This is a genomic window from Kluyvera chengduensis (assembly GCF_044197065.1).
Classification (GTDB): Bacteria; Pseudomonadota; Gammaproteobacteria; order Enterobacterales; family Enterobacteriaceae; genus Kluyvera; species Kluyvera ascorbata_C.
This window is the reverse complement of the sequence record NZ_JBIQOI010000001.1, coordinates 1,023,356-1,041,642: the sequence shown is the minus strand read 5'-3', so window position 1 is coordinate 1,041,642 and position 18,287 is coordinate 1,023,356. Positions and strand designations below refer to the sequence as shown.

Below are 18,287 nucleotides of genomic sequence, written 5' to 3'. Positions count from 1 at the left end.
ATCTCTAGGTAAGATGCGAACAGCTTAATCGCATTATTTTGTTTTATTTATCGAACGTAAGCAGGACCTTACAGCAAGACTTTTGGTCTTTTTCAAACAGTTCGATTGCATCAATTACATGGTGATAATTGAAGTAATGCGTAATTAATTTGTCGGGATCAATTAACCCTTTTTCCAGCCATTCCAGAACTACCGGGAATTTATTCGCGTTCAGGCGTGAAGAGAAAATGGACAGCTCTTTGCCGGTAATCCCCTGCTGGGTAATTGTTGAGGGATCGCTTGAGAAGCCCATCAACACAATACGCGCGGCCGGGGAAGCCAGCGTAATGGCCTCCTGTAGAATCGCTGGATGGCAGGCGGCATCGACAATAAGCGTCGGTTTAATGCCCTTCTCTTCCAGCCAATCCGCCAGCGGTTTGTCGCCATTGTTGATAACCCAATCGGCGCCACAACGTTCTGCCATCGCCAGCCGTTCATTTATTCTGTCGGCAACAATCACTTGTTTAACGTGATAGACCCCTTTCAGCGCCTGCAAGGTCGTTAAACCCATTGGGCCCGCGCCGTAAATTAAGGCTACGTCCGCTTCCGTTGGCTTAACCTGCCCGGTCACGTTAGCCGCGATGGTAAAAGGCTCAACCATCACCGCGTGGTGGTCGGCAATATTGTCGGCGACCAACCAGGCATTTTTTGCCGGAACCACCGCATATTCACTAAAACCGCCATCACGATGGACACCGAGCACCACCAACGAAGTACATACGTTAGGTTTTCCCACCGAGCACGGGTAGCAATGACCACAGCTAATAACCGGGTCGACACAGACACGCTGGCCGATTTTCTTATCGGTAACACCTTCACCGACCGCATCAATCACGCCGAAGAATTCGTGTCCGATAACGCGTGGGTAACGCGCAAACGGGTTGTGGCCGCGGTAAATATGGCTATCAGAACCGCAGATACCCGCCATTTTTACTTTTACGCGCACTTCCCCGATTCCCGGCTCTGCCCGCTCCCTGTCTTCAATCACGAGCGTGTTTGGCTCTTTAATCACAATGCTTTTCATTCTGGATTCCTTATTACCAGTTCCACAATGTGCCATCTTCCAGGCGTGCTACCGGCAGATAGGCAGGCTCATACGGATATTTTGCTGCCAGTTTTTCATCAAACTCGATGCCTAATCCCGGTTTGTCGCCAGGGTGCATATAGCCATTATCGAAGGTCCAGCTATGCGGGAAGACTTCCAGCATCTGCTCGGAATAACCCATGTATTCCTGCACGCCGAAGTTTGGTACCCACAGGTCAAAGTGCAGCGCAGCCGCCATGCAAACCGGAGAGAGATCCGATGGACCATGAGAACCCGTACGTACCTGATAGAGCGAGGCAAAGTCGGCAATGCGGCGCATACCGGTGATGCCGCCCGCGTGCGTAATGGTGGTGCGGATATAGTCAATCAGCTGTTCTTCAATCAGCTGTTTACAATCCCAGATGCTGTTGAACACTTCACCAACCGCAATCGGGGTCACGGTGTGCTGGCGAATAAGGCGGAAGCACTCCTGGTTCTCGGCTGGCGTAGGGTCTTCCATCCAGAACAGGCGGTAATCTTCGATGCTCTTACCAAAACGCGCCGCTTCAATTGGGGTCAGGCGATGGTGCATGTCGTGCAGCAGGTGTTCGTCAAAACCAAATTCGCTACGTACGGCATCAAAAAGTTTCGGCGTGAAGTCGAGATACTTCTCGGTCGACCACAGTTGTTCTTCCGGCCACTGCCCTTTGGTGGCTGGTTCGTAGGCCAGACCTTTACCTTTGGACATGCCATAGGTGGTTTTCATACCCGGTACGCCGCACTGCACGCGAATGGCTTTGAAACCCATCTCTTTATGACGCGCGTAATCTTCCAGTACCTCATCAATGGTACGACCGGTGGTGTGGCAGTAAACCATCACGCCTTCGCGGGAGGCGCCACCCAGCAACTGGTACAGCGGCATGTTGGCGGCTTTGGCTTTAATGTCCCACAGCGCCATATCAACCGCCGAGATAGCGGACATTGTCACCGGCCCGCGACGCCAGTAAGCGCCTTTATAGAAGAACTGCCAGATGTCTTCGATGCGGTGCGCATCGCGCCCCACCAACTGCGGGCACAGATGATCCTTCAGGTAGGAGGCAACGGGCAGTTCGCGACCATTTAAGGTTGCATCACCGTAGCCGACCAGGCCGCTATCGGTGGTAATTTTCAGCGTGACGAAGTTACGTCCAGGACAGGTTACAAAAACCTCAGCACCCACAATTTTCATCTTCAATCCTTAAATTCACATCTTATCGGTTAGTGCGGCGAACTTACGCCTCAGTCGACTACCATACAAGTATAAAGATCGAAAATTACTGGTGAAGATCACAAAAATTCAGCGGTTAGCGGCGAGGTAAATGATGAGGAATTACGAAGAGAAATGAGTCAGAGCGGCCCATTCAGGCCGCGTATTAGCTACGTCCCCAACCGGCGACGATGATCAGCATTCCGCACAGCGCTACCGCGGCACCGAGCCAGTCGTAAGCGGTGAGCTTTTCACCTTCGACAACACGTAACCACAGCAGCGCGGTGAAGATATAAACGCCGCCGTAGGCCGCATACACACGGCCGCTGGCAGCAGGATGCAGCGTTAAAAGCCAGACAAACATAGCCAGTGCAAGCCCCGCAGGGGCCAGCAGCAAAGGTGTCGCGCCCCGCTTCAACCAAAGCCATGGCAGATAACAGCCAATAATTTCACACAGCGCGGTGGCAAAAAAGAGTAGAGAGGTCTTTAACATCGTTATTCATCATCAACATACGAATTGCCTATCATACCCAAATATCAAGCACATTCGACCACGCTATTTTCACGGGTATGCCGGTGGGGAGAGTTGTAGTAGACTGAATTCAGGAGTCATCGTTTTCACTACGTTAAAGGAACTCATCGATGAAAATTACACTTAGCAAACGCCTGTGCCTGACGGCTATGCTGACGCTGGGTGCCTTTGTGTACACCGCCTCGGCTTCCGCTGAAACCAACAAACTGGTTATTGAATCTGGCGATAGCGCGCAGAGTCGCCAGAATGCGGCGATGGATAAAGAGCAATGGAACGACACCCGTCAGCTGCGTCAGAAAGTTAACAAACGCGTTGAAAAAGAGTGGGATAAAGAAGATGTTGCTTTTGACGCCCGTGACAACTGTCTGAAAAGCACCAACGTGAACGCGTACTGGGAACCGAATACCCTACGCTGCCTTGACCGTTCAACCGGACGAAGCATCAGATAACCACATTAAAAAGGGCGCTGTTTAGCGCCCTTTTCTATTCAACATCATCCGTTTAATAATACTGAATCGAGTTCTTAATGGTGTAATGCTCAGTGACCGATGGGGTCACACTCTGGTCAACAATGGTCAGGTCGCAGCTCACCGGGTTGTCGTGTCTATCATAGTCGCAGCTCTGGGTCACATTCCCTGCGGGCTTCTTGTTGAGCAGGCTCACCGCGGTGTAGTCGAGTTTTTTACGAGCGTCCTGCGACGGCGTTGAGATAACCGACAGCGTGATGCCTTTTTGCGTCGACACCTTACCCAGCGGATAACCCTCGCTATCGTAATGGTAGTCCACCTCGCCGTCCTTACCGAGCGCTTTCACCACGAAACCATTGTCATCGGTCTCCCATTTGACGCCCGCTGACGGAAACTCAGCCAGTTGGCATTTCCCCTGGAGAAGGACACGTTTTTCATGGGTGACGCCATCGAGGTAATAGTTAGCGTTCAGCACCAGCAGCGCGCCGGTATCCTGCTCAATATCATGAAACTCCAGCAGGTCGAAACACCCTTCCTGTGACAACTGCGCACTCACGCGCTTCGCCACCTCGCCTTTCTCATTGAGCAACGTCTGGCTGAAATCCTTAACCGGGCCGCGCAGCGGGTCAAAATCAAACTCATTAGAAAAACTCGCCATTTCTGGGGTGAATGCCGCAGGGGAATTATTGTTATCACAGCCGGCGAGTACGGTCATCACGCAGGCCAGTAAGATCAGTTTCTTCACGTCACAATCCTGTTTCAGAATTTTTTCCAATTCTATTAGCACGTTAATAGCAATTCGCACCTTAACCAGCACGCTATCTCGTGGGCACTCTTTCTCCTGGTGTCAGGCATGAGTGTATTTATAGTATGGCTATATTAATCAATATCGTAGCATAGCTGTTACCGGGATGTTCCCCATTACTTCACCTACGCGTGGACCTGGGGCAGAAATAATCAGTATGTTAGTTTGGTCTACCTGCAACCTGGCGGTTTCGCTACATAGGTTGTCACCTTTGCGTCGGTAATCCGACTGCTGATTGAGCAGGATAAAGGGAGTCGAACGCAAAGGAGAGTCACCATGTTACAAGAACCATCGCAGAAATATTCCCCTCATATTCCCATTGCTCTGCCAGACCGCCAGTGGCCGAATAAACAGCTGGCTCACGCTCCACGCTGGCTTTCCACCGACCTGCGCGACGGTAATCAGGCGTTGGCGGAACCGATGGATTCGGTCCGCAAATTACGTTTTTGGGAACTGTTGCTTAAATGTGGCTTCAAGGAGATTGAAGTGGCCTTTCCCGCCGCATCAGAGACGGATTTCCAATTTGTTCGCCAACTGATTGAAGACAATCTGATACCAAAAGATGTCACCATTCAGGTGCTCACTCAGGCGCGTACCGATCTGATTGAACGCACCTTCGCGGCACTGGATGGCGCGGCTAGTGCGACGGTGCATCTGTACAACGCCACTGCGCCACTTTTCCGTGAACTGGTGTTCCGTCAAAGCAAAGAAGAGATCATTCAGTTGGCCGTCAGCGCAACGCAAAAAATTCGTGCATTGTGTGAAGCTAATCCGCAGACCCACTGGAGCTATGAATACTCACCGGAAACCTTTTGTTTTACCGAGCCTGATTTTGCCCTGCAGATTTGTGAAGCGGTCGCCGATGTCTGGGAGCCCTCTGCTGAAAGGCAAATGATCATTAATCTGCCTGCCACCGTTGAAGTGAATACCCCTAATGTGTACGCCGATCAGATTGAGTATTTTTGCCGCCATTTTTCACGACGTAATGCTGTATGTATCAGCGTGCATCCGCATAATGACCGCGGAAGCGGTGTCGCCAGCGCGGAGCTGGCAATACTCGCAGGCGCCGACCGCGTAGAGGGCTGCTTGTTTGGTAATGGTGAACGTACCGGGAACGTGTGTCTGGTTACGCTGGCGATGAATCTCTACAGCCAGGGGATTTCGCCAAAACTTGATTTTAGCGATATGAAACATGTTGTCGAAGCGGTCGAACAATGTAACCAGTTGCCGGTCCATCCGCGTCACCCCTATGCGGGTAAACTCGCCTTTACTGCCTTTTCGGGTTCGCACCAGGACGCTATCAAAAAGGGATTCACCGCTCGGGGACAATCCGCCAGTGAGCGCTGGGAAATGCCATACCTACCCGTCGACCCGAACGATATTGGCTGCAGCTACGAAGCGGTGATTCGCGTCAACAGCCAGTCAGGGAAAAGCGGTGCGGCATGGATATTAGAGCAAAATCACGGCCTCAAACTCCCGCGGCGCCTGCAGCAAGACTTTAGTCATCATGTTCAGAAACAGACTGACAGCGATGGTCGCGAAATGACGCTGGCAGATATCTGGCACTTATTCCGTAAGCTTTATATTCGCTTTCAAGCAGCCGAGTGGCAATTGCTGGAATACCAGAGTGAAAGCCTGGAGGACGGTGGAACTTCGCTTCGCGCGCGAATTCAAACCGCAAATGGCATCATACCGTTAAAGGGAAAAGGAAATGGGTTGCTTTCCGCTGCCGCCGATGCGCTGAAATCGGAGTTTACATTAGCCTTCGCGATTGAAGACTATCACGAGCATACGCTTGGCAGACACAACGAGAGCCGGTCTGCGGCCTATATTTGCTGTACGTTTGCTGATGGCGAAAGCCGTTGGGGAGTGTGCATTAACAACGACGTGGCGCGAGCGTCATTGCAGGCATTGCTCAATGCATTGTCACTTTATCCGCGTAACTGAAAGTAATCACTTGGGGATGCCCCCAGAATACGGCGGAACATGGCACTGAATGCGCTGTGGCTTTCATACCCGAGCTCCAGGGCCACGCGTAAAACCGATTGCCCCTGGGCAAGATAATTGAGGGCAATCATCACTTTTGCGCGCCGCACCCACTCACTGAATGACAGCCCCGTTTGTTTTTGGAAATGCCGTAACAACGTTCTTTCACTCATGTTGAGCTGGGCCGCGGCCATTGCAGCGGTCCAGGATTTACCGGGTTCGTTCTGGATCTGCTGACACAGCATCTGTAATGCGGCTGTTTTCGGTTCAGGAAGATTAAACGGCAGCACGTTCATTACGCGTATCTCATCCAGAATCAGTTCGTAGATTCTCTCTTCCCGGCTTCCGGCTGCGTAGTGTGAGGGCAGCGACAACGAATTAATGATTAATTCTCGCAGCAAATCTGAAATCTGAACGACCTGACAAACTGAAGGTAAGTCAGCCCGGGCAAAAGGGTCGATAAACAACGTTCTAGCCGCAACATTACCAGTAATCTTTAGGCAATGATGTGTCCCTGCTGGCAACCATACCCCCCGACTCGGTGGGACGATCCAGTACCCCTGCTCCGTTTCAACCCTGACGACACCGCTCAGCGTATGCAGTAACTGCGCGCAATCGTGACTATGCCAGGGCTCCGTCGCGCCGTGAGGGTAATCATGGGCAAAAGGAACCAGTGGCCGGGTAGAGAAGTTAAATTGAAGGCTCGTCGTCATCGCTTTATTTCTGAAAAAGAAATGAAAGTAGCATAGAAAATGTAATGTAAGGAAGTATGATGTCGGCGGCCGGGCGCGGCAAAATGAATCACAGTAGCGTTGAACGCAGATATATTCATCGGCACCCCATTTTCGCTTCTTTTCCCATATATTATTGCTACAGCGATTCAGTTGCTAATAATTAAAGCAGAAGAGCAGAACAAAACAATTAAATAAGTCACCCACTATATTAACTCTTGATTGAATTAAAGTAGCACGTCGTAAAACTGTTCTATTTTCTTTTTTCATAGACGAGATTTTACATGTTATGATATAATATCAAAGAAGAATATACAGGTTAATATCCTGTCAAAAATGTAAATAAATTTTCGAGGAGAGCATTCCAGTGGGACGTAAATGGGCCAATATTGTTGCTAAAAAAACGGCTAAAGACGGTGCAACGTCTAATGTTTATGCAAAATTCGGTGTAGAAATCTATGCTGCGGCTAAGCAAGGCGAACCAGACCCAGAATCAAACTCAGCATTAAAGTTCGTTATTGAACGAGCAAAACAAGCACAGGTCCCTAAGCACGTTATTGATAAAGCGATTGATAAAGCCAAAGGCGGCGGCGATGAGACGTTCGTCCCAGGTCGTTATGAAGGCTTTGGTCCAAGTGGCTCAATGATTATCGCTGAAACGCTGACCTCGAACGTTAACCGTACGATTGCTAACGTCCGCAACATTTTCAATAAAAAAGGCGGCAATATCGGAGCGGCTGGTTCTGTCAGCTATATGTTTGATAACACTGGGGTGATTGTTTTTAAAGGAACAGACCCTGATCGCATTTTTGAAATCATGCTTGAAGCTGAAGTTGATGTTCGCGATGTCACTGAAGAAGAAGGCAACATCGTTGTTTATACTGAAGCCACAGACCTGCATAAAGGCATTGCAGCGCTAAAAGCTGCTGGTATTACCGAATTCTCAACTACAGAATTAGAATTAATTGCACAATCAGAAATTGAGCTTTCACCAGAAGATTTAGCAATCTTTGAAGGGCTTGTTGATGGCCTTGAAGCTGACGATGATGTACAGAAAGTATATCATAACGTTGCGAATCTCTAATTTTCATTTGAAGAAATCTGTCGTTATGGCAGATTTCTTTATCTTATAGTAGTGTTATCATAAATAAAACGCACTTAGCAAAAATTAATTATACTTATTTAAAGCTTTGTTCTTTAGTCGCTATTGATTATATGGGGACGCGACTTCTTTTATGGAATACGCCTCAACGCATTCAATATTGGCAATGACACCGCAGACATCTTCAGACAATCGTAATAGCTGACGTATTACCGTCAGCCATTACCAAAATTACATTTGTGTCTGCGTCGGTCTGATCACTATTTCATTAACATCCACATTATCTGGTTGCTCAATCGCGTACCGCACTGCCCGACCAATGGCATCAGGCTGCAAAGCAATGGCACGATAGCTTTTCATCGCATCCGCAGCGGTAAGGTCAGTGATGGTATTAGCAAGTTCACTTTCGACGACACCAGGATGGATACATGTCACCCTGAGCTGGCTATTTTCCTGACGTAACCCATCAGAAATAGCCCTCACAGCAAATTTTGTCGCGCAGTAAACCGCTGCGGTTGGCGATACGGTTAATGCACCAATTGATGCAATATTAATGATATGTCCCGATGCCCGCTCCAGCATTGATGGCAATACCGCAGCAATACCGTACAGGACACCCTTAATATTAACATCGACCATTCGGTCCCACTCATCGACTTTACCTGACGCCATCAGTGATAGAGGCATGATACCGGCGTTATTGATAATCACATCAACCCGTCCCCATTTACCCAGCGCATAGTCAATAAACTGTTGTACTGATTTTTGGCTCGTAACATCCAACACATGGAAATCAGCTTCTACGCCATTGAAACGTAACTCCTCTACCAGAAGAGCTAAACGTTCCTCACGTCGAGCACCTAACAACAAAATAGACTTTGTTTTTGAAAGTTCCCGCGCGATTCCTGCACCAATACCACTCGATGCCCCAGTAATTAAGATCACTTTCTGGCTCATATAACTTCTCCTGTTTACGTCATACTGGTGATCTTACGCGGGCCCAATTATAAAGATAATCCACCCACGACTTAACAGACTAGTTACCAAGGCTAACCAATGACAATTGATAAAAATGCGCTCGAAGTGTTTGTTCTCGTGGCTCAAACCCGCAACTTTCGTATCGCGGCAGAACGGTTGGGGGTAACTCGTTCGGCCATTAGTCAGACACTTCGCCGATTGGAGGAGCGAATGAGTGTTTCACTGATGCTACGGACAACGCGAAGTATTCATCTTACCGAAGCTGGCAAGCAGCTCTATGTTGAGATTGCACCCGCTATGGAACAATTGAATAACGCATTGGCTGATACCATTGACCGTATTGGAGAACCTCGGGGCCAACTGCGGCTCGCGGTTTCTTCAATTGCTGAAAGGATAATTGATGGTAAATTGCTGGCGAATTTTATCGCCGCTTACCCACATATCGAACTGGATATTACCGTTACCGATGATGAATTTGATATTGTGGCGCAAGGCTACGATGCAGGCGTCAGGCTCGGAGAAGTCATCGCACAAGATATGATTGCCGTGCCAGTTTCAGCCCCACAGCGACAAGTCGTTGTCGCCTCTCCCCGCTATCTTTCACAGTATGGCATTCCTCAGCATCCTCATGAATTGATTAACCATCGTTGCATCGGTTGGCGAAAATCACCTGATGCCGCACCTTATCGTTGGGAATTTGCTGAAAAGGGACGTGATTTCGACGTCAACGTCAATCCACAGCTCACAACCAACGATATGGGAGTGATGATCCGGACCGTATGCGCGGGTGGTGGAATAAGTTTTGGCATGGCAGAAACCTTTCATCCATTCATCGAACGTGGAGAACTTGTATCGCTGTTGGATACATGGTTACCGACATTCCCCGGTTTTTATCTCTATTTTTCCAGCAGGAAGCATCTGGCGCCAAAAGTCAGAGCCTTTATCGATCATGTCAGAATATAAGATGACTATTGTAGCAGGACATCAGACATCGAGGGCTCTGGTGCCTACCCGGCGATGTCGTACTTCTCTGAGCTGAAACGGATGATATGTTCTTGCAGTTGTGCATGCACAACTGGTCGATTGAACCGGTAATATCACCCACCTAATAATCAACGTTTTGCTGCAGCAGTACAAACCAATAGACCTTCTTGTTCGTATGCCTTTATTTACCCCACGCTGACCCCTGGTTTGTTTTTCATACACTCCACTAAAAAATAACGCACTTTAAATAATTTCACTGACCTTGTTTAATCAAAAGCCAAACCATTGAGTTTGGTTATCCCATTGATTTTAATAAATTAATTATCGTGAGCCGTTTGTTACATCAATAATAGCGGTTAGCTTATATAAATAGTATGTTAACTAAATTATAATTCTTTAACATCCAGTCGATAGGTAAGGTTAAAATGCGGTTAATTGCTATGTTATTGAGCGTTGTGATCTCCACCCAGGTCTGGGCCGGAACGCTTCCCAAGCCTGAGGGGAAAGTGCTTTTAACCCTGACCGGTAATATTGCAAATACCAATGCTGACGGAAAAGCCGTTTTTGACACCGCCAGCCTCGAGAAATTGGGCATGATTAGTTTTCAGACCTCCTCCCCCTGGTATAATGGGCGTACGACTTTTACAGGCATATCCCTGCAAAAACTGATGGATTACGTCGGTGCGAAAGGCTCAGTGGTAAAGGTCACTGCGCTCAATGACTACACTACCGTTATCCCGCTTAGCGACTTCAAAAAATACAATGTCATCCTTGCCTTAAAAATCAACGGAGAATATATGCGCGTCCGTGATAAAGGCCCTCTATTTATTGTTTACCCCTATGACAGTGTTCCTGAACTGAATAATCAGGTTTTTTATTCTAGATCGGCCTGGCAAGTCAGCAGAATGAGTATTGAGTAGGAGTTCAGACCAACATAATGAACAGAATACTGGCTGGCATTATTTTTTCTCTCTTCATATCAACAGGGTATGTGTCTTTCCTTGTGCATGAAAGACAACAAGAGCTACAGAAACTGACCCACTACGCCAACTCATGGTCTGCTGCACAGTTGGTATCGGAATATTACCGGTTAGAATCATGGCTCGGTCTTTACACGATCGACGATACCATGGCGATTGATGGCGTACGTCTGCGTCTCGACATTATGCTCAGCCAGAGTGATTTAATGAAAGAAGGCGATTTAGGCCAATATATAAACAGCAGCAAAGCCCATCATGAACTGGCTTTAAGGCTTGAAAAAACGCTGGGTGATCTCGATGTTCATCTCGAAAAAATGGACCGTTCGGAACTTAAGTCATATCTTAAGGTAATGCATACGCTTGATGTGCCTCTCAGCCGTCTCTCATCCGGCGCATTAGACAAAGACGTTAACTCAGTTAATGAAGCCAACCTCAAAATTCAAACCCTTTACTATATTTATTCGGCAGCCGCTGTATTACTGATAATACTGAGTGCCATACTGGGTATGATGATCTTCTTCCAGAACAGAAATATTCTGAAGGCGCACCTACAGGTTAAAAGCCTGGCTGAAGAGCTCCAGAGATCTAAAGAAAAACTGCAAACCCAGAATGCAAAACTGGAATACGATGTTTTCCATGACCCTTTGACCGAGATGAACAACCGTCAATTTTTTTGGTGGAATCTCAATAAAACTATCGAAGCAGCAAAACAAAACAACACTACCGTCGTGGTAATGCTGTTTGATTTAGACCGATTCAAAGAGGTCAATGATACCTATGGTCATGATGCGGGCGATATGCTATTACGCCAGATATCCCAACGTTTGATCTCGCTGAATATGCCTTCGGATACGCTCTATCGCCTGGGTGGCGATGAATTTGCGTTTCTTTCAATCGATCTGACTGAGAGTAGCGCCGTTTCACAAGCGCAAAAAATAGGCGAGTCGCTCAACCAGCCCTACACGATTTATAACACGATTATCAATATCACCACCTGCATTGGTATCGTCATTTCGGAAACTGAACGCCGCTCCGACTATCTCTATAAATATGCCGACCTGGCGCTTTATGAAGCCAAAAATGAAGGTCCAGGGAAAATAAAAGTTTTCCGCCAGCGAATGCTAGACAAGCTGCAGGAAAGCAGAAAGCTTGAGCATGATATGGCCATGGCATTAATGAATAAAGAGTTCGTGGTCTATTATCAGCCGATCGTCGATTCGTTCAGCCGCGAAATTTACAGCTATGAAGCGTTGATCCGCTGGATTCATCCTGTAAAAGGCCTGCTGTCGCCGGATAGCTTTATCCCTGTTGCGGAAAAAACAGGCATGATTAACGAGATGGGAAAATCGGTGCTGGAAATGGCCTGTCGGGAAGCCGCTTCCTGGGCTGTTCCGGCCAAAATTTCCGTCAACGTCTCTCCTGTCCAACTGAGCACGAAAGGCTTTGCCGGAATTGTACTGTCGATATTAAAAGAGACGGGGCTTCCGGCCGACCGCCTTGAACTGGAAGTGACAGAATCCTCTCTTTTTACCGAGAGCAATACGCCGATGAATGCGCTTAACAAACTCAGAGCGCTTGGCGTGAAGATCTCTATCGATGATTTCGGTACCGGCTATTCTTCCCTTTCTCGGTTGAGCAAGCTGGCCTTTGATAAAATCAAAATAGACAAATCCTTTGTGCATTCGCTCGCAACGCAAGAGGACGCACTGAATATCATCAAACTCATTACCGGCGTGGCGAAGTCCCTCAACATGAAAGCGATTGCAGAAGGTGTCGAAACGCAGGAACAGCTAGAAAGCCTTCAGGCACTCGGCTGCGATTTCGCTCAAGGGTATCTTTTTAGCAAGCCTCAGCCGTATATCGCAGCGGAAATCAAAAACGGTAAACAGAGTATTCCGACATGACCACTTTTCATCATCTTGAGGCTACCAGCCTTCGCGGCGAACTCATCTCAATGTCCGACTATGCTGGCAAACTGGTTCTGGTCGTCAATACCGCCAGCCAGTGTGGTTTCACGCCGCAGTACGCAGGTCTTGAAGCGCTCTACAAAAAATACGCATCCCAGGGCCTGGTGATACTGGGTTTTCCCTGCAACCAGTTTGGCAAACAGGAACCCGGTGGTGCTGATGACATCGCGCAAACCTGTCACATCAATTACGGCGTCAGCTTTCCGATATTTGAAAAAGTTGAGGTCAACGGCGCCGCCGCGCACCCTGTGTTTCGTTATCTGAAGGACCAATTACCCGGAATCCTGGGTGGGCGTATCAAGTGGAACTTCACCAAGTTTTTGGTAGGCCGCGATGGCAAGCCGCTCAAGCGATTTGCTCCCTTCACCACCCCGGAGAAAATGGAAGGCGCGATCGTTGCGGCACTTAAGAACTAAGTGCCTTTTCATTGGCTGACAAAAGGAAGTCTAAGACAAATCAGAAAGTTATCGTCAAAGACAGTCACTTACACTGTCAATGCTATACTTCCCTGCGAATCTCATAAAAGGAGCCTATCATGCAATCATCACGTTGGTTACTGGCACTACTGCTCGCTGGCGCAATGCCTGCGCTTGCCGCCGTACCTGACTCCTGTGAGCGTGTCAGGAGCGACATTCAGCAGAAAATCATCCAGAACGGCGTAGCCGAAAGCGCCTTTACCCTTGATATCGTGCCCAACGATCAGGCCGATAAAGCTGGGGCTCAGGTCGTCGGCCACTGCGCTAACGACACCTTTAAAATTCTCTACACCCGCACCGATAACACCCAGTAATACGCTACCGCCTCCAGCAGGAGGCGGTGCTTTCTAGTCTTTCCTCTCGACAACAAACTCCAGTGCAATGCCAACCAGTACGCCATCGCGTAACGTTTGATCATCGGATAACGCATCCAGGTCACCCTGAAAACGCAGCTTTTGCGACGTGGTGTTAATGGTCAATTTTGAATGCAAACAGGGCAGCGCCTGTGAACTGACGGGATAGACCACGCGCCCGGAAACCAGTACAGGGATCTTGCGCAACGCCGCGGATTGCAACACCCCTATCGTGGAATACAGCACGGCCACTGGCGTCACGGCGAGGACTTTTCCCTCCGTCACGCTGATGAAGTCGAGCAAAATTTCGGGGCGTAAAAAATTTAACCCTTTGTAGGGAACCGTGACCGTCTCAATCGCGGGCATCGGAATAACAGAAGAAACGATATCCTGCATAGGTGACTTCCATAAGTAGCGGATTAGCGGTAAGAAATTCGATTAACGAAAACGGTCAACCGTAATAAAACTGTTTTTATGTTGTAAAACAATTATGCACACGCCCCCTGCAACTGGCAAACGCCACCATGCAAATACCTCATTAGTGCAACCGTGTATTTTGACCAGGGTTAATACTTGTATACCACTAACCAGGTATCCTCTCCCCATTATTAGCAGGTTTTTAATTTCTCGTTGAAATCATTAAACAAAAATAATGGAGTGAGTGATGTCAAATCAGGAAAAGCCTGGGGGGCTAAGTCGACGCACCCTAATAAAATCATCGGCTATCGGCTCATTAGCCTTCGCGGCAGGCAGCCTCTCGCTCCCCTTCTCTTTGCGCGCCACGGCCGCCGCGGTACAGCAGGCTAATCAGCCGGAAGATAAGGTGGTTTGGGGGGCATGCTCCGTCAACTGCGGTAGCCGCTGCGCGTTGCGTCTGCATGTCAAAGACAATGAAGTGTACTGGGTAGAAACCGACAATACCGGCCATGACGTTTATGGCGATCACCAGGTACGCGCCTGTCTGCGAGGACGCTCAATTCGCCGTCGAATCAACCATCCTGACCGCCTGAACTATCCTATGAAACGCGTAGGCAAACGTGGCGAAGGCAAATTCGAGCGCATTAGCTGGGATGAGGCACTGGACACTATCGCCAGCAACCTCAAACGCGTGGTGAAGGATTACGGCAACGAATCCGTCTACATTAACTACTCTTCCGGTATCGTCGGCGGCAACATCACTCGCTCCTCGCCATCCGGTTCCGCCGTAATGCGTCTGATGAACTGCTATGGCGGCTCGCTAAACCAATACGGCACCTACAGTACCGCCCAGATTGCCTGCGCCATGCCGTATACCTACGGCACCAACGACGGCAACAGCACCTCCGATATCGAAAACAGCAAACTGGTGGTGATGTTCGGCAACAACCCGGCAGAAACCCGCATGAGCGGCGGCGGCATAACCTATTATCTTGAACAAGCTCGCGAACGCTCAAATGCGCGCATGATCGTTATCGATCCGCGCTATACCGATACCGCCGCTGGTCGTGAAGATGAGTGGATTCCGATCCGTCCTGGTACCGATGCCGCGCTGGTTGCCGGTATTGCCTGGGTGTTGATTGACGAGAATCTGGTCGACCAGCCGTTCCTCGATAAATACTGCGTCGGTTACGACGAGAAAACCCTGCCAGAAGGCGCGCCGGCCAACGGTCATTATAAAGCCTATATTCTCGGTCAGGGCGATGACGGCGTGGCGAAAACGCCGCAGTGGGCATCGCATATTACCGGCATTCCGGCGGACAGAATCATCAAGTTGGCCCGTGAAATTGGCAGCGCTAAACCGGCCTATATTTGTCAGGGCTGGGGGCCGCAGCGCCAGGCGAACGGTGAGCTTTCTGCCCGTGCAATTGCCATGCTGCCTATTCTGACCGGTAACGTCGGCATTAACGGCGGTAACAGTGGCGCGCGTGAATCGACGTACACCATCACCATCGAGCGTTTCCCCGTGCTGGAAAACCCGGTCAAAACGGCGATTTCCTGCTTTACCTGGACCGATGCCATCGACCACGGCGCCGAAATGACCGCCACCCGCGACGGCGTACGTGGCAAAGATAAACTGGATGTGCCCATCAAGTTCTTCTGGAACTATGCGGGCAACACCATTATTAACCAGCACTCGGATATCAATAAAACCCACGAGATTTTGCAGGACGACAGTAAATGCGAAATGATCGTGGTGATTGAGAACTTCATGACCGCCTCGGCGAAATACGCCGATATCCTGCTGCCCGATTTAATGACCGTGGAACAGGAAGACATTATCCCGAACGATTACGCCGGGAACATGGGCTATCTGATCTTTATTCAACCAGCCACCGCGCCAAAATTTGAACGCAAACCTATCTACTGGATATTAAGCGAAGTGGCAAAACGTCTCGGCAGCGACGTATATCAGAAATTCACCGAAGGACGTTCGCAGGAGCAGTGGTTGCAGTACCTCTACGCCAAAATGCGCGCCAAAGATGCGGATTTGCCGACCTATGATGAACTCAAAAAGATGGGCATCTACAAGCGTAAAGATCCGAACGGCCACTTTGTCGCCTACCAGAGCTTCCGCAAAGACCCGGAGGCTAATCCGTTAAAAACGCCGTCAGGAAAAATCGAAATCTACTCCAGCCGTCTGGCCGACATTGCCGCGAAATGGCAGCTTGAGAAAGACGAAACCATCAGCCCGCTGCCGGTTTACGCCTCGACCTTCGAAGGCTGGGACGATCCGTTGCGCGGTACTTTCCCGCTACAGCTGTTCGGCTTCCACTTCAAAGCGCGAACTCACTCCAGCTACGGCAACGTTGATGTGCTGAAAGCCGCCTGCCGCCAGGAAGTATGGTTAAACCCGCTGGATGCGCAGAAACGTGGGATCCAAAACGGCGACATGGTGCGCGTGTTTAACAACCGCGGTGAACTGCGTATTCCAGCAAAAGTTACGCCGCGCATCATGCCGGGAGTATCCGCAATGGGTCAAGGCGCTTGGCACAATGCCGAGATGAACGGTGACCGGATCGATCACGGTTCCTGTATCAATACGCTGACGACGCATCGCCCTTCTCCCCTGGCGAAAGGCAACCCGCAGCACACTAACCTGGTTGAGATCGAGAAGGTATAAGGACTAGCCAATGAGTACCCAATACGGATTTTTCATCGACTCCGCGCGTTGCACCGGTTGTAAAACCTGCGAGCTGGCGTGTAAAGATTACAAAGACTTAACTCCGGACGTCAGCTTCCGTCGTATTTACGAATACGCGGGCGGCGACTGGCAGGAAGATAACGGCGTCTGGAACCAGAACGTCTTTGCCTATTACCTGTCCATCGCCTGTAACCACTGCGAAGACCCGGCCTGTACCAAAGTGTGCCCGAGCGGCGCGATGCACAAACGTGAAGATGGCTTTGTGGTCGTCAACGAAGATGTCTGCATCGGCTGCCGCTACTGTCACATGGCCTGCCCGTACGGCGCGCCGCAGTACAACGAAGCCAAAGGTCACATGACCAAATGCGATGGCTGTCATGAGCGCGTGGCAGAAGGCAAGAAACCGATTTGCGTGGAATCCTGCCCGTTGCGCGCGTTGGATTTCGGCCCTATCGAAGAGCTGCGTCAGAAGCACGGTACGCTGGCGGCGGTTGCTCCGCTGCCTTCTACACACTTCACTAAGCCAAGCATTGTGATTAAACCTAACGCCAATGCACGTCCGTGCGGCGATACCACTGGCTATCTGGCCAATCCGAAGGAGGTGTAAGATGGGAAGTGGATGGCATGAATGGCCGCTGGTGCTGTTTACGGTGCTGGGGCAGTGCGTTGCGGGAGCTACCATCGTCACCGGCTTAGGCTGGCTGGCGGCGCGTCATGAACCTGCCGATCAACGTCGCATTGTATTGAACATGTTTTTCCTGTGGGTTGTCATGGGCATTGCTTTTTTCGCCTCTGTGCTGCACCTCGGCTCACCGTTACGCGCGTTCAACTCGCTAAACCGCGTGGGAAGTTCTGCGCTCAGTAACGAGATAGCCAGCGGTTCCGTTTTCTTCGCCGTAGGAGGATTCTGGTGGTTACTGTCGGTGATGGGTAAAATGCCCGCCGCGCTTGGGCGTCTGTGGCTGCTGGTCAGCATGGTGCTCGGCCTGGTATTTGTCTGGGCAATGACACGTGTTTATCAGATAGATACCGTGCCAACCTGGTATAATGGTTACACCACGGCGTCGTTCTTCCTGACCGTACTGCTCACCGGGCCACTGTTTGCAGCCCTGCTGCTTAAAATGTCAAAGGTGCCGTTCAACGGTAAATTCTTTGCCTCGGTCAGCGTGCTGGGCTATTTGCTCAGCTTAGCCGTCGTCGTAATGCAAACCGCTGATCTGGGATTTATTCACAGTTCAGTTCAGCAGGCAAACGCGCTGCTGCCGGACTGGGGCACCTTGCAGGTGTCGCGCTTCGCACTGCTAGCGGCGGGTTTAGGCTGCTGGCTCTGCCCGTTACTGCGTCGCGTTCCGCCGCGGGCTGCGGGTCTGGCGCTTGGTCTGGTACTGATGCTAGCAGGCGAACTTATCGGTCGCGGACTGTTCTATGGTCTACATATGACCGTCGGCATGGCAATTGCCGGGTAATTCACCGGTGCGGGAGCAATCCCGCACCCT

General features: G+C 49.9%; 18 protein-coding genes. 11 read left to right on the top strand and 7 right to left on the bottom strand.

The features are described 5' to 3' along the window. Nucleotides 1-43: 43 nt before the first annotated feature. The 3 genes from ACH1XZ_RS04815 to ACH1XZ_RS04805 form a co-directional block, all read right to left on the bottom strand. Nucleotides 44-1,063, bottom strand: coding sequence for a Zn-dependent oxidoreductase (locus ACH1XZ_RS04815; RefSeq protein ID WP_395594539.1), 1,020 nt, complete (start codon nucleotides 1,061-1,063; stop codon nucleotides 44-46). 13 nt (nucleotides 1,064-1,076) lie between these two features. Further along, complete coding sequence (rspA, locus tag ACH1XZ_RS04810) at nucleotides 1,077-2,291, bottom strand: starvation-sensing protein RspA (protein WP_035894546.1); 1,215 nt, start codon at nucleotides 2,289-2,291, stop codon at nucleotides 1,077-1,079. Nucleotides 2,292-2,475: 184 nt separating this feature from the next. Then, a complete protein-coding gene (locus tag ACH1XZ_RS04805) occupies nucleotides 2,476-2,802 on the bottom strand; it encodes a YnfA family protein (RefSeq protein WP_395594538.1) in 327 nt (108 codons plus the stop codon). Nucleotides 2,803-2,951: 149 nt separating this feature from the next. On the opposite strand from ACH1XZ_RS04805, the gene ACH1XZ_RS04800 reads away from it, so the two are divergent. Then, a complete protein-coding gene (locus ACH1XZ_RS04800; protein ID WP_395594537.1) occupies nucleotides 2,952-3,290 on the top strand; it encodes a DUF1283 family protein in 339 nt (112 codons plus the stop codon). 52 nt (nucleotides 3,291-3,342) lie between these two features. On the opposite strand, the gene ACH1XZ_RS04795 is transcribed toward ACH1XZ_RS04800, so the two are convergent. Next, on the bottom strand, nucleotides 3,343-4,053 hold the full coding sequence (locus tag ACH1XZ_RS04795; protein WP_395594536.1) for a YnfC family lipoprotein: 711 nt from the start codon (nucleotides 4,051-4,053) through the stop codon (nucleotides 3,343-3,345). Nucleotides 4,054-4,389: 336 nt separating this feature from the next. Here ACH1XZ_RS04795 and leuA point away from each other — a divergent pair, with 336 nt between their 5' ends. Next, complete coding sequence (leuA, locus tag ACH1XZ_RS04790; protein WP_395594535.1) at nucleotides 4,390-6,060, top strand: 2-isopropylmalate synthase; 1,671 nt, start codon at nucleotides 4,390-4,392, stop codon at nucleotides 6,058-6,060. Here the strand turns inward: leuA and ACH1XZ_RS04785 are convergent. Continuing rightward, a complete protein-coding gene (locus tag ACH1XZ_RS04785; protein ID WP_395594534.1) occupies nucleotides 6,045-6,812 on the bottom strand; it encodes an AraC family transcriptional regulator in 768 nt (255 codons plus the stop codon). The genes leuA and ACH1XZ_RS04785 overlap by 16 nt on opposite strands. Before the next feature lie 385 nt (nucleotides 6,813-7,197). Here ACH1XZ_RS04785 and ACH1XZ_RS04780 point away from each other — a divergent pair, with 385 nt between their 5' ends. Next, nucleotides 7,198-7,914 (top strand): YebC/PmpR family DNA-binding transcriptional regulator, encoded by a 717-nt coding sequence (locus ACH1XZ_RS04780; protein WP_395594533.1) that lies wholly within the window; start codon nucleotides 7,198-7,200, stop codon nucleotides 7,912-7,914. 249 nt (nucleotides 7,915-8,163) lie between these two features. On the opposite strand, the gene ACH1XZ_RS04775 is transcribed toward ACH1XZ_RS04780, so the two are convergent. Further along, entirely contained in the window at nucleotides 8,164-8,889 is a 726-nt protein-coding gene (locus ACH1XZ_RS04775) for an SDR family oxidoreductase (protein WP_395594532.1), read from the bottom strand. A gap of 99 nt (nucleotides 8,890-8,988) precedes the next feature. On the opposite strand from ACH1XZ_RS04775, the gene ACH1XZ_RS04770 reads away from it, so the two are divergent. The 5 genes from ACH1XZ_RS04770 (at nucleotide 8,989) to ACH1XZ_RS04750 (ending at nucleotide 13,631) form a co-directional block, all read left to right on the top strand. After that, a complete protein-coding gene (locus tag ACH1XZ_RS04770) occupies nucleotides 8,989-9,873 on the top strand; it encodes a LysR family transcriptional regulator (RefSeq protein WP_395594531.1) in 885 nt (294 codons plus the stop codon). A gap of 446 nt (nucleotides 9,874-10,319) precedes the next feature. Then, nucleotides 10,320-10,814, top strand: coding sequence for a putative pterin-binding protein (locus ACH1XZ_RS04765; RefSeq protein WP_395594530.1), 495 nt, complete (start codon nucleotides 10,320-10,322; stop codon nucleotides 10,812-10,814). 17 nt (nucleotides 10,815-10,831) lie between these two features. Next, the gene (locus tag ACH1XZ_RS04760; RefSeq protein WP_395594529.1) at nucleotides 10,832-12,778 is read left to right on the top strand and encodes a putative bifunctional diguanylate cyclase/phosphodiesterase; all 1,947 of its coding nucleotides are present in this window, start codon (nucleotides 10,832-10,834) and stop codon (nucleotides 12,776-12,778) included. Then, nucleotides 12,775-13,257: a glutathione peroxidase gene (locus ACH1XZ_RS04755; RefSeq protein ID WP_395594528.1), complete on the top strand. Its 483-nt coding sequence runs from the start codon at nucleotides 12,775-12,777 to the stop codon at nucleotides 13,255-13,257. Before ACH1XZ_RS04760 ends, ACH1XZ_RS04755 begins: the two co-directional genes overlap by 4 nt. Before the next feature lie 119 nt (nucleotides 13,258-13,376). After that, nucleotides 13,377-13,631, top strand: a complete 255-nt coding sequence (locus ACH1XZ_RS04750) for a DUF1161 domain-containing protein (protein ID WP_395594527.1) — start codon at nucleotides 13,377-13,379, stop codon at nucleotides 13,629-13,631. Between the two features lie 33 nt (nucleotides 13,632-13,664). On the opposite strand, the gene ACH1XZ_RS04745 is transcribed toward ACH1XZ_RS04750, so the two are convergent. After that, nucleotides 13,665-14,066 carry a dTDP-glucose pyrophosphorylase gene (locus tag ACH1XZ_RS04745; RefSeq protein WP_395594526.1) on the bottom strand — a complete coding sequence of 134 codons (402 nt, stop codon included), beginning with the start codon at nucleotides 14,064-14,066 and terminating at the stop codon, nucleotides 13,665-13,667. Between the two features lie 268 nt (nucleotides 14,067-14,334). Between ACH1XZ_RS04745 and ynfE the strand changes: the two genes are divergently transcribed. Genes ynfE through ACH1XZ_RS04730 form a run of 3 tightly spaced genes read left to right on the top strand, consistent with a single transcriptional unit; the run spans nucleotide 14,335 to nucleotide 18,257 of the window. Beyond that, on the top strand, nucleotides 14,335-16,770 hold the full coding sequence (ynfE, locus tag ACH1XZ_RS04740) for a selenate/tellurate reductase subunit YnfE (RefSeq protein ID WP_395594525.1): 2,436 nt from the start codon (nucleotides 14,335-14,337) through the stop codon (nucleotides 16,768-16,770). Nucleotides 16,771-16,780: 10 nt separating this feature from the next. After that, entirely contained in the window at nucleotides 16,781-17,398 is a 618-nt protein-coding gene (locus tag ACH1XZ_RS04735) for a DMSO/selenate family reductase complex B subunit (RefSeq protein WP_395594524.1), read from the top strand. 1 nt (nucleotide 17,399) lies between these two features. Next, the gene (locus ACH1XZ_RS04730; protein WP_395594523.1) at nucleotides 17,400-18,257 is read left to right on the top strand and encodes a dimethyl sulfoxide reductase anchor subunit family protein; all 858 of its coding nucleotides are present in this window, start codon (nucleotides 17,400-17,402) and stop codon (nucleotides 18,255-18,257) included. Nucleotides 18,258-18,287 lie beyond the last annotated feature (30 nt).

Coding starts and splice junctions, on each gene's coding strand:
- ACH1XZ_RS04800 (WP_395594537.1), top strand. CDS start 2,952: ATGAAAATTACACTTAGCAAACGCCTGTGCCTGACGGCTATGCTGACG.
- ACH1XZ_RS04770 (WP_395594531.1), top strand. CDS start 8,989: ATGACAATTGATAAAAATGCGCTCGAAGTGTTTGTTCTCGTGGCTCAA.
- ACH1XZ_RS04735 (WP_395594524.1), top strand. CDS start 16,781: ATGAGTACCCAATACGGATTTTTCATCGACTCCGCGCGTTGCACCGGT.
- ACH1XZ_RS04730 (WP_395594523.1), top strand. CDS start 17,400: ATGGGAAGTGGATGGCATGAATGGCCGCTGGTGCTGTTTACGGTGCTG.
- ynfE (WP_395594525.1), top strand. CDS start 14,335: ATGTCAAATCAGGAAAAGCCTGGGGGGCTAAGTCGACGCACCCTAATA.
- leuA (WP_395594535.1), top strand. CDS start 4,390: ATGTTACAAGAACCATCGCAGAAATATTCCCCTCATATTCCCATTGCT.
- ACH1XZ_RS04765 (WP_395594530.1), top strand. CDS start 10,320: ATGCGGTTAATTGCTATGTTATTGAGCGTTGTGATCTCCACCCAGGTC.
- ACH1XZ_RS04750 (WP_395594527.1), top strand. CDS start 13,377: ATGCAATCATCACGTTGGTTACTGGCACTACTGCTCGCTGGCGCAATG.
- ACH1XZ_RS04805 (WP_395594538.1), bottom strand. CDS start 2,802: ATGTTAAAGACCTCTCTACTCTTTTTTGCCACCGCGCTGTGTGAAATT.
- rspA (WP_035894546.1), bottom strand. CDS start 2,291: ATGAAAATTGTGGGTGCTGAGGTTTTTGTAACCTGTCCTGGACGTAAC.
- ACH1XZ_RS04745 (WP_395594526.1), bottom strand. CDS start 14,066: ATGCAGGATATCGTTTCTTCTGTTATTCCGATGCCCGCGATTGAGACG.
- ACH1XZ_RS04755 (WP_395594528.1), top strand. CDS start 12,775: ATGACCACTTTTCATCATCTTGAGGCTACCAGCCTTCGCGGCGAACTC.
- ACH1XZ_RS04785 (WP_395594534.1), bottom strand. CDS start 6,812: ATGACGACGAGCCTTCAATTTAACTTCTCTACCCGGCCACTGGTTCCT.
- ACH1XZ_RS04815 (WP_395594539.1), bottom strand. CDS start 1,063: ATGAAAAGCATTGTGATTAAAGAGCCAAACACGCTCGTGATTGAAGAC.
- ACH1XZ_RS04760 (WP_395594529.1), top strand. CDS start 10,832: ATGAACAGAATACTGGCTGGCATTATTTTTTCTCTCTTCATATCAACA.
- ACH1XZ_RS04775 (WP_395594532.1), bottom strand. CDS start 8,889: ATGAGCCAGAAAGTGATCTTAATTACTGGGGCATCGAGTGGTATTGGT.